General features: G+C 34.8%; 13 protein-coding genes. 1 reads left to right on the top strand and 12 read right to left on the bottom strand.

What is annotated here, in order from left to right:
* Window positions 1-52 precede the first annotated feature (52 nt).
* The 12 genes from argH to DCO46_RS19275 all read right to left on the bottom strand — a co-directional run bounded on the left by argH (window position 53) and on the right by DCO46_RS19275 (window position 14,406).
* Window positions 53-1,333, bottom strand: coding sequence for an argininosuccinate lyase (gene argH / locus DCO46_RS19330; RefSeq protein WP_116754125.1), 1,281 nt, complete (start codon window positions 1,331-1,333; stop codon window positions 53-55).
* 260 nt (window positions 1,334-1,593) lie between these two features.
* The gene (locus DCO46_RS19325; RefSeq protein WP_116754124.1) at window positions 1,594-2,664 is read right to left on the bottom strand and encodes a M20 family metallo-hydrolase; all 1,071 of its coding nucleotides are present in this window, start codon (window positions 2,662-2,664) and stop codon (window positions 1,594-1,596) included.
* A gap of 286 nt (window positions 2,665-2,950) precedes the next feature.
* Window positions 2,951-3,724, bottom strand: a complete 774-nt coding sequence (gene argB / locus DCO46_RS19320) for an acetylglutamate kinase (RefSeq protein ID WP_116754123.1) — start codon at window positions 3,722-3,724, stop codon at window positions 2,951-2,953.
* A gap of 103 nt (window positions 3,725-3,827) precedes the next feature.
* Window positions 3,828-4,775, bottom strand: coding sequence for an N-acetylornithine carbamoyltransferase (locus DCO46_RS19315; protein ID WP_116754122.1), 948 nt, complete (start codon window positions 4,773-4,775; stop codon window positions 3,828-3,830).
* An 89-nt stretch (window positions 4,776-4,864) separates the two neighbouring features.
* On the bottom strand, window positions 4,865-5,254 hold the full coding sequence (locus DCO46_RS19310) for a GxxExxY protein (RefSeq protein ID WP_116754121.1): 390 nt from the start codon (window positions 5,252-5,254) through the stop codon (window positions 4,865-4,867).
* 103 nt (window positions 5,255-5,357) lie between these two features.
* Window positions 5,358-6,119 carry a glutamate 5-kinase gene (gene proB, locus DCO46_RS19305; protein ID WP_116754127.1) on the bottom strand — a complete coding sequence of 254 codons (762 nt, stop codon included), beginning with the start codon at window positions 6,117-6,119 and terminating at the stop codon, window positions 5,358-5,360.
* A 96-nt stretch (window positions 6,120-6,215) separates the two neighbouring features.
* The gene (locus DCO46_RS19300) at window positions 6,216-7,409 is read right to left on the bottom strand and encodes a glutamate-5-semialdehyde dehydrogenase (RefSeq protein ID WP_116754120.1); all 1,194 of its coding nucleotides are present in this window, start codon (window positions 7,407-7,409) and stop codon (window positions 6,216-6,218) included.
* A 93-nt stretch (window positions 7,410-7,502) separates the two neighbouring features.
* Complete coding sequence (locus DCO46_RS19295; RefSeq protein ID WP_116754119.1) at window positions 7,503-8,642, bottom strand: aspartate aminotransferase family protein; 1,140 nt, start codon at window positions 8,640-8,642, stop codon at window positions 7,503-7,505.
* A 159-nt stretch (window positions 8,643-8,801) separates the two neighbouring features.
* Window positions 8,802-9,779 carry an N-acetyl-gamma-glutamyl-phosphate reductase gene (gene argC, locus DCO46_RS19290; RefSeq protein ID WP_116754118.1) on the bottom strand — a complete coding sequence of 326 codons (978 nt, stop codon included), beginning with the start codon at window positions 9,777-9,779 and terminating at the stop codon, window positions 8,802-8,804.
* Entirely contained in the window at window positions 9,772-10,965 is a 1,194-nt protein-coding gene (locus DCO46_RS19285) for an argininosuccinate synthase (protein ID WP_116754117.1), read from the bottom strand. Before DCO46_RS19285 ends, argC begins: the two co-directional genes overlap by 8 nt.
* A gap of 54 nt (window positions 10,966-11,019) precedes the next feature.
* Window positions 11,020-11,667: a GNAT family N-acetyltransferase gene (locus DCO46_RS19280; RefSeq protein WP_116754116.1), complete on the bottom strand. Its 648-nt coding sequence runs from the start codon at window positions 11,665-11,667 to the stop codon at window positions 11,020-11,022.
* A 468-nt stretch (window positions 11,668-12,135) separates the two neighbouring features.
* Window positions 12,136-14,406 (bottom strand): M1 family metallopeptidase, encoded by a 2,271-nt coding sequence (locus DCO46_RS19275; RefSeq protein WP_116754115.1) that lies wholly within the window; start codon window positions 14,404-14,406, stop codon window positions 12,136-12,138.
* A gap of 186 nt (window positions 14,407-14,592) precedes the next feature.
* On the opposite strand from DCO46_RS19275, the gene DCO46_RS19270 reads away from it, so the two are divergent.
* A partial coding sequence (locus DCO46_RS19270) for an aldose 1-epimerase family protein (protein ID WP_116754126.1) occupies window positions 14,593-15,151 on the top strand: 559 nt, incomplete at its 3' end.

Below are 15,151 nucleotides of genomic sequence, written 5' to 3'. Positions count from 1 at the left end.
AAAAACCGATCTGTAATTTATACAAATCGGTTTTTAATTTTTTAAAATGAAATTAAAAAGCGGCTTTCATTTTCTCTTTGATATTATCTAAACACAAATTATTGATGCTTCCTTCGTGCGTATGTTTTGTTTCTTTTGGAGATTGGTACGTTCCTGCTTCTAATTGCTCAGCAACGGCTTTGTATGCATCTCTAAATGGCATTCCTTCTACAACCATTTCATTTAAAGTATCTACAGTAAACAAGTAATCGTATTTTTTATCTTTTAAAATATTGTCTTTTACCGTAATATCTTTTACAGAGAAAATCGCAATATCCAGACAAGATTTCAAAGTTTGAATTGCAGGAAATAATCCTTCTTTTAAAAGCTGTAAATCTCTGTGATAACCGCTTGGAAGATTATTGGTAATTAATGTGATTTCGTATGGAAGTGCCTGAATCTTGTTGCATTTTCCTCTTATTAATTCGAAAACATCCGGATTCTTTTTATGAGGCATAATACTAGAACCAGTTGTAAGATGCGCTGGCAAACCAATAAAATCGAAATTCTGGCTCATATACAAACAAACATCCATGGCAAATTTTGATAACGTTCCCGCCACGCTTGTCATGGCAAAAGCAACGGTTTTCTCCGCTTTTCCTCGGCTCATTTGCGCCGCAACAGCATTATATTTTAAGGTTTCGAAACCTAACTCCTTCGTTGTAAAAGTTCTGTTGATTGGAAATGAACTTCCGTAACCTGCAGCAGAACCTAACGGATTCTGATCTACAATTTTTGAAGCTGCGTTCAGCATTGTAATATCATCGATTAAACTTTCAGCATAAGCAGAAAACCACATTCCGAATGACGAAGGCATGGCGATTTGCAAATGCGTATAACCTGGCAATAAAACGTTTTGATGTTTTTCTGCCGATTCCATTAACAAGTCAAACAAAGTTTTTACCTGTTCTTTTATTGCTTTTAATTCGTCTTTTAAATACAAATGAACGTCTACTAAAACCTGATCGTTACGAGAACGCGCGGTGTGGATTTTTTTTCCCGCATCGCCAAGTTTTACAGTTAAAAGATATTCGATTTTAGAATGCACGTCTTCGAAACTGTCTTCGATTTCGAAATTTCCAACTACGATATCAGCGATGATTTCGTTTAGGGCTTCAACCAAAGAAGTTGTTTCTTCCTGAGTTAATAAACCAATTTGTCCCAGCATTTTGGCATGCGCGATTGAACCTAAAGCATCGTATTTTGCTAAAACTAAATCGAGTTCACGGTCGTTTCCAACGGTGAATTGCTCGATTTGTTTATCTGTTGGTATTCCTTTTTCCCAAAGTTTCATAAGATGTATGTTTTTTGTTTCACAGAGATACTCAAAGGTTCTCAGAGATTCACAAAGTTTCTTTTTTATTTAATGTTTCTAAGTTCCTTAGTGTCCTGGCCCCGATAGTAGTGGAAATCCTTTTGTGCCGGTCCCGAGGTTTCGGGAGGGACAAAAGATTACTTCACTTAATTTTTATTTCAAGCGGAGTTCAGTGAACTTCGTTTGTAACGGATAGCGGGATTAGCTCCTAAATCCTTCGACTACGCTCTGGATGACAATTATAATTTAAAGAAATCGGTTAGTATTTTGATATACAAATCGACTCCTTCTTCAATTTCATTTACAAAAATAAATTCGTCTGCTGAATGTGAACGTAACGTTTCTCCTGGTCCTAATTTTAAAGACTGACAGCTTAAAACCGACTGATCTGAAAGTGTTGGCGAACCATATGTTGTTCTTCCTAAAGCAATTCCGGCCTGAACCAAACCATGAGCAACTGGAATAGACGATGCGTTTAAATGCATGGATCTTGGTGTTACTTCGGCATTTACATTTGCTTTTACTACTTCCAGAATTTCAGTATTTGTATATCGGTCTGTTACCCGAATATCTACAACCAAATCACATTCTGACGGTACCACATTATGCTGCTTTCCTGCATTAATCTGCGTTACGGTCATTTTTACAGGACCTAAAACGTCTGAGATTTTATCGAATTTATAATTTTTAAACCATTCCATTACCGGAATTGATTTGTATAAGGCATTATCATCGTTTTGATGTGCGGCGTGGCTTGCGGTTCCTTTTACTTTTACATCAAGAACTAATAAACCTTTTTCGGCAACGGCTAATTGCATTAAAGTGGGTTCTCCAACAATGGCGCAATCTAATTCTGGCAAACTTTTCAAAACACTGTTTAAACCATTTTTCCCACTGCTTTCTTCTTCGGCAGAAGCCACAATTACAATATTATGGGATAGATTTTGATTTTCGTAAAAATGAACAAACGTTGCCAATAATGAAACCAGACATCCTCCTGCGTCATTACTTCCCAAACCAAATAATTTTCCGTCTTTTTCGATCGCTTTAAACGGATCGTTGGTGTAAGCCTGATTAGGTTTTACAGTATCGTGATGTGAGTTTAGTAAAAGTGTTGGTTTATTTTCATCGAAATATTTGTTGAAAGCCCACACATTATTATTTTCTCTGTTAAAGGGAATTTCATTCTGATTGAACCAGTTTTCGATTAAAAGTGCCGTCTGGTCTTCTTCACTTGAAAATGAAGGGGTTTCGATTAGACTTTTTAAAAAACTAATTGCTTCCTGGGTAAGCGTATCTATATTTTTCATTTTATTGTGCTCTTGCCACAAAGGCGCTAAGTCGCTAAATTTTTTTAAGCTTTTACTTTCTTAACTAAATAATTATGCGACATTTTTAATTTGCGCAAATTTCTTAAATTAATATTTAAAAGCACTGCGCAGTTCTGTTTTTTTGCCACTAATTGCACAAATTTTCACAAATTATCTTTTTGTCACAGATTTAAAATCAAAATAAACTTTTTAGAATGCTTCTAAAATTATTTTCTCTTTTAACAGAAAAATTAGTGTCAATTCGTGTAATTCTTGGCAATCATTTTTATAACGTAATTGTGGTGTGCAGAACATCTGGGTTTTGAAGCATTTTATGATGCCCAATTTTGATTTTCTGTACCCCTCTTGATAAACTATTGAAACAGTTATCCAGTTTTGGAATCATTCCGGAATGGATTACTTTTTGTTCTTTTAGTTTATTGTATAATGCTTCGTTGATTTCAGTTATTACAGATGAATCATCTTCTGAATCTTGCAAAACGCCTTGTTTTTCAAAACAATACGTCAGCGTCACATCAAAAACTTCAGATAATGCAATTGACAATTCGCTTGCAATGGTATCCGCATTGGTGTTTAACAATTGTCCATTTTTATCGTGTGTAATCGCGCAGAAAACAGGAACAACTCCAGCTTCCAATAAAGTTGCCAGTAATTTGGTATTGACTTGTTTTACATCGCCTACAAAACCATAATCTATTGTGGGGTGATTTCTTTTTGTGGACTGAATTAAATTTCCGTCAGCTCCAGAAAAACCAATCGCGTTATTGTCTTTTGCCTGCAATTGTGCCACAATATGTTTGTTGATTTGTCCTGCATAAATCATGACCACAACATCCAGCATTGGAGCATCTGTAATTCGGCGTCCGTCAATCATTTGCGGAACCAAACCAATACTTTGCGCCATCTTTGTAGCCGATTTTCCACCACCGTGAACTAAAACTTTATTGCCTTTGATTTTAGAAAAATCGGTTAAGAATTGTTCTAATTCTGTGGGATTGTCGATGATGTTTCCACCTATTTTTATTACTGATACGTTCATTATCTTTAAGGTTCAGAGGCTCAGAGGTACAAAGGTGCAAAGGTTTTTCGCAAGGTTTTTAAACCTCTGTCCCTTTGAACCTTTGTAACTTTGCAACTTAAATTTATATCTTCTTAAGAATTTTCTGTAAAACTAATTGTGCCGAATACGTTCTGTTATTCGCTTGTTCGATTACGATTGAATTTTCTCCGTCTAAAACTTCGTCGCTTACAATTACGTTACGACGAACCGGAAGACAGTGCATGAATTTTCCGTTGTTGGTTAGTGCCATTTTTTCGGCAGTAACGGTCCAGTTTGGATCACTGTTGGTTACTTTTCCGTAATCGTTGAAGTTGCTCCAGTTTTTTACGTAAACGAAATCGGCATTTTCGAAAGCTTTGTTTTGATCGTATTCGATTTTACAATCTTTTGTGATTTCCGGACTTAATTCGTAACCTTCCGGGTGTGTGATTACAAAATCCATATCTTTTTGCATTTGCATCATTTCTACGAAAGAATTGGCTACAGCCTGAGGCAAAGCTTTTGGATGTGGTGCCCACGAAAGTACCACTTTGGGTTTGTGTTTTGTTTTGTGTTCTTCCATTGTAATCGCATCTGCCAACGACTGCATCGGATGACGAACGGCACTTTCCATATTTACAATTGGCACTGTTGCGTATTTCAAAAATCCTGAAATAACGGTTTCAGCATAATCTTTTTCTTTGTTTTCAAGCCCGGCAAAAGCACGAATAGCGATAATATCACAATATTGAGAAACGACTTCTGCAGCTTCTTTGATATGCTCGGAAGCACCAGAATTCATAACGGCTCCGTCTTCAAATTCTAAAGTCCAGCCTTCGTTGGTAAAATTCATTACCATTACGTTCATTCCTAAATTTAAAGCCGCTTTTTGTGTACTCAAACGCGTTCTTAAACTTGGATTGAAAAATAACATCCCTAAGGTTTTATTCTTTCCTAAACTTTGATTTTTAAGCGGATTCTTTTTGATTTTAATCGCACTCTTTACCCATTTTGATAATGAGTTGATGTCTTTTATTGAAATATAGTTCATTTGTTTTCTTCTGTTTTTTTATAATACCTAAATTATACGCTGATTATACTGATTCGCTATCGCGAAGACGCTGATTGACGCGGATCTTTTTATATTCTTACTTTTCTGTTATTTTCAAATATTTTTCGTCTAAACTCTGGTTTTGTTCCAAAATTTAAAAGCAAACCTACTTCACAATTTGTTCCTCTTAAATAATTCAAAATTTGATTCTCAAAGGCTTCTATAATACAATCAGCTGCTTTTAATTCTAAAATAATTAAATCTTCCACTACCAAATCTGCATAATATTCACCTACTTTAATTCCTTTACAATACACAGTGATCTTTTTCTGCGATTCAACTTTAAGACCTTTGCTCTTTAATTCCAAATACATGGAAATTTGATAAACTCTTTCTAAAAATCCATATCCTAATTCATTATACACTTCGTAAAAAGTTTTAATAATGACTTCAGTCAGCTCTTGATGCAATAATTTCATAAAAATAAATTTGAATGAAATATACTACATAAAATTAAAACAAAGATAAAATCCGTTTTAATCAGCGTCTTCGCGATAGCGAATCCGTTTCATCCGCGTTCTATTAAACGATTTTTGTAAAAGGAATTTCGTCCTTTAATGCCTTTAAAATGAAATTATCATTTAAACCATTTACAATCCAGGTTTCAATATTCCCTGCTTTAGCAATTGCGGCTGCTTCTATTTTGGATTGCATTCCTCCTGTTCCGTGTGATGATTTTGATTCACCGATTTCTTTTTCAAGCGTTTTCAAATCATTTACCAGTTTGATCGTTTCCGGATTTTCATCATGAATTGATTCTTTCGTATAAATTCCGTTTGTATTGGTGGCAATTATCAGAATATCAACATTTAAAAGAACTGCTGTCAACGCCGCTAATTTGTCATTATCCCCAAACCGAATTTCATCTGTGGCAACGGTATCATTTTCATTGATAATCGGAATGTAATTGTTTTTAACTAGTACATTAATGGTATTTACAATGTTCTTTTTGGTCTGCTCTTTTTCGAAATCAGAATAAGAAAGTAAACACTGTGAAGTATTCAATCCTAAATCCTTAAAATTCTCATTGTAAATCCGCATTAAATGTGGCTGTCCGATTGAAGCCAAAGCCTGCTTTACAAAAACATCCTTATCCTGATTATCCAGTTTTACAAATTGCTTCGCTGCCGCAATTGCTCCTGAACTCACTATGATAAACTCATATTCGTTGTTTAAAGCCGCAATCTGTATTCCGAGGTCTTCAATCTTTCCCCGCGAAATATGATTGGTTTCTTTGGTTAAAGTATTACTTCCTATTTTTAATAAAATCCGTTTTTTTGCCATGTCTTTTGTTTTTGCCACGAAGGCGCTAAGGCACTAAGTTTTTTTTATTCCAATTGAATTTAATTATCTAATTGACTAATTATCAAATTATCTCAATTACCTGATTTGTCCTTCTCCGTAAACGTACCATTTATTGGTTACGAGATGTTGAAGACCAATTGGACCACGCTGATGCAATTTATCGGTGCTTATCGCTAATTCTCCGCCTAGGCCAAATTGTCCGCCGTCTGTGAAACGGGTTGAGGCATTTTGGTAAACTGCCGCAGCATCTATTGATTCCATAAATTGCTGTGCGACTTCATTATCTCTTGTAATAATAGCTGCCGAATGTCCTCCGCAGTATTTATTGATCATTTCGATGGCTTTTTCCTGAGAATCTATGGTTCCGATTACGATTTTATAATCCAGAAATTCTTCGTACCAAATATCTTCGTTTTGAAGTGTTTTCGTATTTTCGAAATCCTCCAACGATTTATCGACTATAATTTCAACATTTGATTCGTCCAGTGTTTCAATTAACATGGCTGTAAAAGCCTCAAAATTTGGTAATTTTGAATCTATTAAAACCTTATCAACTGCATTACAAGCCGATATTTTAGCAGTTTTGGCATTTAAAATTACTTTTAAAGCCAAATCAGTATCTGCTTTTTCATGAACGTAAACAAAATTGTTTCCGCGTCCGCTTACGATTACAGGACAGGTTGCATGCGCTTTTACAAACTCAATTAATTTTTCTCCACCTCTTGGAACTATTAAATCTACTTTTTGAGTTGGTTTTTCTAAGAAGGCCTGAGTTTCTGTTCTGTTATAATTCAGATATTCCACCCATTCTTTTGAAACCCCGTTTTCTTCTAAAGCTTTGTGCCAAAGGCTTACGATTTTCAAATTTGATTTTAATGATTCTTTTCCTCCTTTTAATAAAATCTTATTTCCGGATTTAAAAGCGATTCCGCCTGCTTCAATAGTAACATCCGGGCGGGATTCGTAAATAATTAAAATCGTTCCGAAAGCAGCAGTTTTGTTAATTACTTTAATTCCATTATCATGTGTAAAATGAAAACGCTCTACTCCAACAGGATCTTCCTGAGAAGCCAATTGATTTAATGATAAAATCATTTCGTCAACTTTTTTATCATCTACTTTCAGGCGTTCTTCCATCGCTAAATCTGAGCCGTCGTAATCGGCAAGATCTTCCTGATTGGTTAGGATTATCTCATTCCGCTCCTGCTCGACCAGCTTTGCCATAGACCGCAAAACCAGATTTCGTTTTTCAATTGATAATGGATTCATAATTTATAGTTGGTTGTTTTTTGGTTGTTTCTTTTTTATTGAAACTTATTGATACCTAACAGGTTTTGGAAACCTGTTAGGATAATCGTGTATTTAGTTCTTCAACTCTTCTAAACTTTCTTTTAAAGCTTTTACAAACGTATCTATATCCGCTTTTTTAACAGTTAAAGGCGGTAAAATTCTTAATAGATTTTTGTTGTTGGCGCTTCCTGTAAAAATGTGTTTTTCGATAATTAATTTCTTTCTTAAAGCTGCTACGTCAAAATCAAACTCCACTCCGAGCATTAATCCTTTTCCTTTTACTTGTTTGATTCCCTCAACTTGTTTGATTTTTTCTAAGAAATATTCATAAACTTCGTTTACGTTCTTTTGTAAATTCAGTTTTTCAATTACATCTAAAACGGCAATTCCTGCTGCACAAGATAAATGGCTTCCGCCGAAAGTTGTGCCTAATAATCCAAAACTTGCTTCAAATTTTGGAGAGATTAAAATGGCTCCAACCGGAAATCCGTTACCCATTCCTTTTGCTACTGAAATAATATCAGCATTGATTCCGTGGTGTTGGAATGCGAAGAATTTTCCGCTTCTTCCGTATCCTGATTGTACTTCGTCTAAAATTAAAACAACATCCTGTTTTTTACAAACTTTTTCTAAAGCCTGAAAAAATTCGGTTGTTCCCTGGTCTAAACCTCCAACGCCTTGAATTCCTTCGATAATTACAGAAGAAACATCTCCTTTAGCTAATTCAGCTTCAACTAGTTCGATTTGGTTTAGAGGTAAAAAAGTAACTTCTTGCTGTGCGTTAATCGGCGCAACAATTTTTTTATTATCTGTAACCGCTACGGCTGCAGAAGTTCTTCCGTGGAAAGAATTATCAAAAGCTACCACTCTTGATTTTCCGTTATGGAAAGAAGCTAATTTCAAAGCATTTTCATTGGCTTCGGCACCAGAACTGCATAAAAACAATTCGTAATCTTCAAGACCAGAAAGTTTTCCTAATTTCTGAGCCAATTCCACCTGTAAAGGATTCTGAATCGCATTCGAATAAAATCCTAAATGATCTAATTGATTCTTCAATTTTGCTACGTAATCCGGCTGTGTGTGCCCAATTGAGATCACACCATGTCCGCTGTATAAATCTAAATATTCTACTCCTTTGTCGTCAATAATTGTACAATCAATTGCTTTTACTGGAGTTATGTCATATAATGGGTAAACGTTGAATAAGTTCATTTTTTGTTTTGTTTATTTTGTTTCAGGTTTCATGTTTCTAGTTACTCACTGAACGTGAAAACTAAAACTTTAAACCTTAAAACTAGTTATGTTTCTTCGTCTCTATTTCAAGTCACGTACAGAACGTGAAACCTGAAACTTTAAACTTGAAACTAAAAATTAAAATCCGCTTGGTTTCAAATGTAAACCTGTGGTTTCTTCTAATCCGAACATTAAATTCATGTTTTGAATCGCTTGTCCTGAAGCACCTTTGGTTAAGTTATCTATAATTGATGTTATGAGAACCCGGTTTCCTTTTTTCAATAAACTTATAATACATTTATTCGTCTGCACCACCTGTTTCATATTGATGTTTGTTGTGGTTACGGTTACGAAAGGTTCGTTTTTATAGAAATCCTCGTATTTCGCAACCAATTGTTCCAAACTATCATCAGAAAGTGTATATAACGTCGCGAAAATTCCTCTTGGGAAATCACCTCTGTTTGGTATAAAAAGCAATTCACTTTCAAAATCATCCTGCAGCTGAACTAAACTTTCTGAAATTTCACCTAAATGCTGATGTTCAAAAGCTTTATAATGCGACATATTATTGTTTCTCCAGCTAAAATGAGAAGTTTCTGAAAGTCCAACGCCTGCGCCGGTACTTCCGGTTGTAGCATTAATATGAACATCATTATTCAGCAAATTATGTTTAGCTAAAGGCAATAAAGCCAATTGAATAGCGGTTGCAAAACAACCCGGATTTGCAATGTAATTTGCTTTTTTAATGTCCGCTTTATTCAATTCAGGCAAACCGTAAATAAAATCTTTTCCTTCAAAATGAGCGTCTTTATTCAGTCTGAAATCATTTCCTAAATCAATGATTTTAGTGTGACTGGCGAATTGATTTTCTTTCAAAAATGAAATTGATTTTCCGTGGCCTAAACATAAGAAAACAACATTTACATCAGGATTTATTTCATCAGTAAAATTCATTTCGATATCACCCATCAAATCATGGTGCGCCACAGAAAGTGGTTTTCCGGCATTTGTGGTACTGTAAACAAAATCTATGTTTACATTGGGATGATACATTAATATTCTGATAAGTTCTCCGGCCGTGTAGCCCGAACCACCAATGATTCCGACATTAATCATGATCTAAATGATTTACAGATGAAAATATATTTTGGGCATTTCCTAAAATCTTAATAAATCCTTTTGCATCGTCAGACGTCCAGGCATTGTTCATTTCCCCGTATTGACCAAAACCTGTATTCATCAAATCGTTATCCGATTCAATTCCGTCAAGCGAAAAGTGATATGGTTTTAGCGAAACGGTTACAACACCATTTACAGTTTTCTGTGTGTCCTGCAAAAAGGTTTCGATGTTACGCATAACCGGATCTAAAAACTGACCTTCGTGAAATAACATTCCGTACCAGTTTCCTAATTGTTCTTTCCAGTATTGTTGCCATTTACCAAGAGTATGTTTCTCCAATAAATGATGCGCTTTGATGATAATTAACGGAGCAGCGGCTTCAAAACCAACTCTTCCTTTGATTCCGATAATAGTATCTCCAACGTGAATATCTCTACCAATTGCAAAAGCATTTGCCAGTTTTTCCAACGCCACAATATTGTTTGACGGTTTGTCTAATTGGCCATTTATTCCAACCAGTTCTCCTTGTTCAAAATGCAGTCTAACTTTTTCTTCTCCTTCTTTTTTCAATTGAGACGGATAAGCGTCACCTGGCAATGGCTGGCTTGAAGTTAATGTTTCTTTTCCTCCCACACTTGTTCCCCAAAGTCCTTTATTGATAGAATATTGCGCTTTTTCCCAAGAGTAGTGAACACCGTTTTTAGACAAATAGTCAACTTCTTCTTGTCTTGATAATTTTAAATCTCTGATTGGTGTAATGATTTCGATTTCCGGAGCAATGGTCTGGAAAATCAAATCGAAACGTATCTGGTCATTTCCGGCACCTGTACTTCCGTGTGCAATGGCGCTTGCTCCTACTTTTTTAGCATATTTTATAGCTTCAATAGCCTGGAAAACACGTTCTGCACTTACCGATAATGGGTATGTATTATTTTTTAATACGTTTCCGAAAATCAAATATTTTATAGCTTTATCATAATATTTATCTACGATTGTAAGGTTGGCGTGTTGTGCGCTTCCTAATTCATACGCTCTTTTTTCAATGGCTGATAATTCTTCTGCGTCAAATCCTCCTGTATCTACAAGTACAGTGTGAACTTCGTATCCTTTTTCATTCTTTAAATATTTCAAACAATACGAGGTATCTAATCCTCCGCTATAAGCTAATACTACTTTTTTCATTTTTTATAATTTTGGCCAATACTTTCGTATTTAGCAGTTTGAGATTTCTTTTGATTAAATTTTAAATAAAAAAATAAATGACAATAATTTGTTTAAAAACAAGGCTTGTTTAATTTTCTTAAGTCTGTTTAAAACAGCCTCGTTAAAAGGATGTCTTGGTGGTGTTTTATGTTTTTCTTTCGGATCGTATAACATTCCGGTACAAAGACACATTTTGTTTTCTTTGCTCTGTAAAATAGGGAAATTGGTACACGTTTTACAGCCTGCCCAAAAGCTTGGATCGGTTGTAAGTTCAGAGAAAGGTACAGGTTTATAGCCCAGTTCAGAGTTAATTTTCATAACAGCTAAACCCGTTGTAATACCAAATATTTTGGCATCAGGAAATCTCTGTAATGAATAATCAAAAACTTTTGATTTTATTTTTTTAGCCAGGCCCAAACTTCTGTAATCCGGATGTACAATTAAGCCCGAATGTGCTACGAATTTTCCGTGCTGCCAGCTTTCGATATAACAAAAACCTGCAAATTTCCCGTCTGCCAGAGCAATCATCGCATCACCATTCGACATTTTTTTCTGAATGTATTCAGGAGTTCTTTTAGCAATCCCCGTACCTCTTAACAAGGCAGATGATTCTATCGTATCGCATATTTCCTGTGCGAATTTGAAGTGTTCTTCCTGAGTAACAACAATAGAGATCTTCATTTCAATAATTGAAGTTTAGGGTTAAAAATTAAAGCGTCTTGTTTAGTTTGAAATCCAGAATTGAATCCAATAAAATTAAGCAAAATAGAAGTAATACCCTCAAAATCAAAAACTTGATTAAGGGAATTTACAAAATAATAAATACTTTCAGGATATGTTTGTCCAAAGGACAAATTATGTGATTTCAAAATGAAAAATGGGTATGAATAAATATACGGCGAAAAACTCTGTGAATACTAGATAGATAGTATCCGTACTTCGGGAGAAGTACCAGGTGAGTTTGTCCGTGACAAAGAAGTTATATGTAAACTTATTTTATTCATCGGTGCAAAAGTACACTATTTTTTTATTTACAAACTAAAAAAGTAAAATTCTAACATTTTTTTTGCGTTTTGTGAATATACACAAAAACAAAGCCCGATAATTATCTCTAATTATCGGGCTTTGAATATTTTATATTTTTTATTTTTATTTTTTAGTAAACTGCATTACTTTCCCATTTCCTAAAATTGTCATATCGAAACCAGTTTTTGCTTCATTGAATTTGAATCTCAATCCGGCTCTGGATGATTCAAATGTATCTTTTTCGTTTACAACCGGATCCAAAGCAAAGTTTGGATAATTTGGAAGTTCAGCTGTTAAAACACTATTCTTATCTACCAGATTAATTGTCAATGGAGATGCTGAAGTAACATAATTACCCAAATAACCATCTATAATAATAGCCTTTTCGACTGTACCTTTTCCAGCCGTCCAAACATTGTTTGATTCATTATTATCCGGGAAAACGTGATCAGGATCTAAAGTAATACTTTCTATTTCTTCAGTCGAATCGTGCTTGAAAGACCAGGTTTTGTTTCTCTGCCAGATTTCTACAGGTAAATTTACCCTTGAAACTTTACCGCTTTTTGTTTTAACATCAACAACAATCGGCATCGGCATTTTATCAAAATTTTCGATATTGATTACAACTCCTTTTGCAGGGTCATTTTTCACATATTTAATTGAATTTATACCCTGATCAAAACGCCAGTTGTTTACATACCAGCTTCTCCAGAACCAGCTTAGATCTTCACCTGCAACATTTTCCATAGATCTGAAGAAATCATCCGGTGTTGGATGCTTGTATGCCCAACGTTCGATATAAGTCCTGAAAGCTATATCAAAACGTTCTTTTCCTAAAACCTGTTCTCTTAAAATTACTAAACCTGCACTTGGCTTAAAGTAGCACAGCATACCAATGTTCCCTTCCTTCATGTTATCAGGCGAGCTCATAATAGTCTCCAGATCAGGACGTGTAAAAGGCTCAGCCTCATGATGCAAATCTGTTGGTTCTTCTTTATACTCTCCATTATTAAATGCAGCAGTACTCAATGAGTTTATAAAGGTATTAAAACCTTCATCCATCCAGGCAAATAAGCGTTCGTTCGAACCTACGATCATCGGGAACCAGATATGCCCGAATTCGTGATCTGTAACTCCCCATAAATCCTGTCCTTTAGATTTCCATCCACAGAAAACAATTCCCGGGTATTCCATTCCACCCTCATTTCCGGCTACGTTTGTAGCTGCCGGATAAGGATACTCAAACCATTGTTTTGAATAATGCTCAATTGATGCTTTTACATATTCTGTAGAACGTCCGTAAGCTCCCTGGCCATCACTTTCAACCGGATAAGCTGATAATGCTAATGATTTTTTACCACTCGGAAGGTTAATTTTTGCTCCGTCTAAGATAAAAGCCGGCGATGATGCCCATGAAAAATCACGTGCATTTTTTATTTGATAATGCCATGTTTTTTCTGCTGTAGCATTAGTATTTGCAGTGGCTGCAACTTCTGCAGCAGAACGAATGATAACCGTTTTGTCACTTTGTGAAGCTTCTTTGTAACGTTTAAATTGTTCTGCAGGCAGTACTTCTGCCCCATTTAATAATTCTCCTGACCCAACCACATAATGATTTGCCGGAACAGTAATTTTTACATCAAAATTACCATATTCAAGATAAAACTCAGAAGCTCCTAAATAAGGAGCAGTATTCCAGCCTCTTACATCATCATACACACACATACGCGGGTACCATTGTGCTATAGTAAAAATTTTACCGTTTTTAGTTTCTAAAACTCCCATTCTGTCAGACCCTTCAAAAGGAGCAATGAATGAAAATTCAATTTTAACTTTTACAGATCCTCCTTTTGAAGCTAGTTCCTGTGGAAGGAAAATTTGCATTCTGGTATCAGTAATTATATATTTGGCAACCGTTTCTGTTTTGGTTTTTCCTCCTGAAATTACTTTTACCGATTTAATTTTGTTTCCGCCATCAAAAATCTGTCCCTGAGCTCCATTACGGCTTCCTGCCAGTGGTAAAACAGCATTTCCTCTTGAATCGCTTTTAAATAAATTCTGATCTAAATTCAGCCATAAAAATGACAGTTTATCAGGACTGTTGTTTGTATATGTAATCTCGTCTGTACCAACAAGTTCATTTGTAGCATTATTTAGTTTTACTGTTAATTGATAATCGGCTCTGTTCTGCCAATATTCAACACCCGGCTGACCGCTTGCAGTACGCGTTGGGGTACCATTTTTAGTGTAAAAATTTGGTGCAAATGCATCATGATAATCGTAATTGTTTACTGGATTTCCTGCTGTTTTAGCTGGCGCTTGTTGCGCCCAAACAGAAGAAATTCCAACAAAGAAAGCCATGGTCAATAAGGCTTTTGAAGAATGCTTTTTCATATTTTTTAGCTGTTTATATAGCAAATTAATGAAAAAAAAAGCTATTTACAGAGAAAAAAATAGGTATATATTTATTTTTTGCAAAATTTTATCAAAAAAATAATTTCAGTAAATTCTCAGAAAAATAAAATTTATAAAATATATTTACATTCAATAAAAATTTTATTTACTTCAATTTTACAAATTTTGAATACAACAATCTCAAATTCAAGTTTAAGAGCTTCTATCAAACATGCAGGAGCTGAATTATTTTCAATACAGGACAATCAAAACAAAGAATATATCTGGGAAGGCAATCCTTCTTTTTGGGGAAAACACTCACCTGTTCTTTTCCCTATTGTGGGTACTTTAAAAAACAATACATATACCATTAATGCAAAAGAATATCAATTGTCAAGACACGGTTTTGCGCGGGATATGGAATTTCAATTAATTGATAAAAGCGAAAATAGTGCTGTTTTCTCATTACAGTCAAATGCAGAAACACTTCAGAAATATCCTTTTGATTTTGAATTACAGCTGATTTATACTTTGGAAGAAAAGAAACTGACTATTGCTTATAAAGTAATCAATAAAGGAGACAGTAAAATTCCTTTTTCTATAGGGGCTCATCCTGCCATTTCCCTGCCCGGGGATTTTGAAAATTATTCTTTTCAGTTTGAAAAAGAAGGGGTTTTAAAATACAATCTCCTCGAGAATGATTTAATATCTGATAAAACCGAAATATTAGAAACAAAAGACAATT

This window comes from Flavobacterium sp. HTF, assembly GCF_003105115.1.
GTDB lineage: Bacteria > Bacteroidota > Bacteroidia > Flavobacteriales > Flavobacteriaceae > Flavobacterium.
The sequence above is the reverse complement of the archived record's forward strand: the minus strand, read 5'-3'. Positions and strand labels throughout refer to the sequence as shown.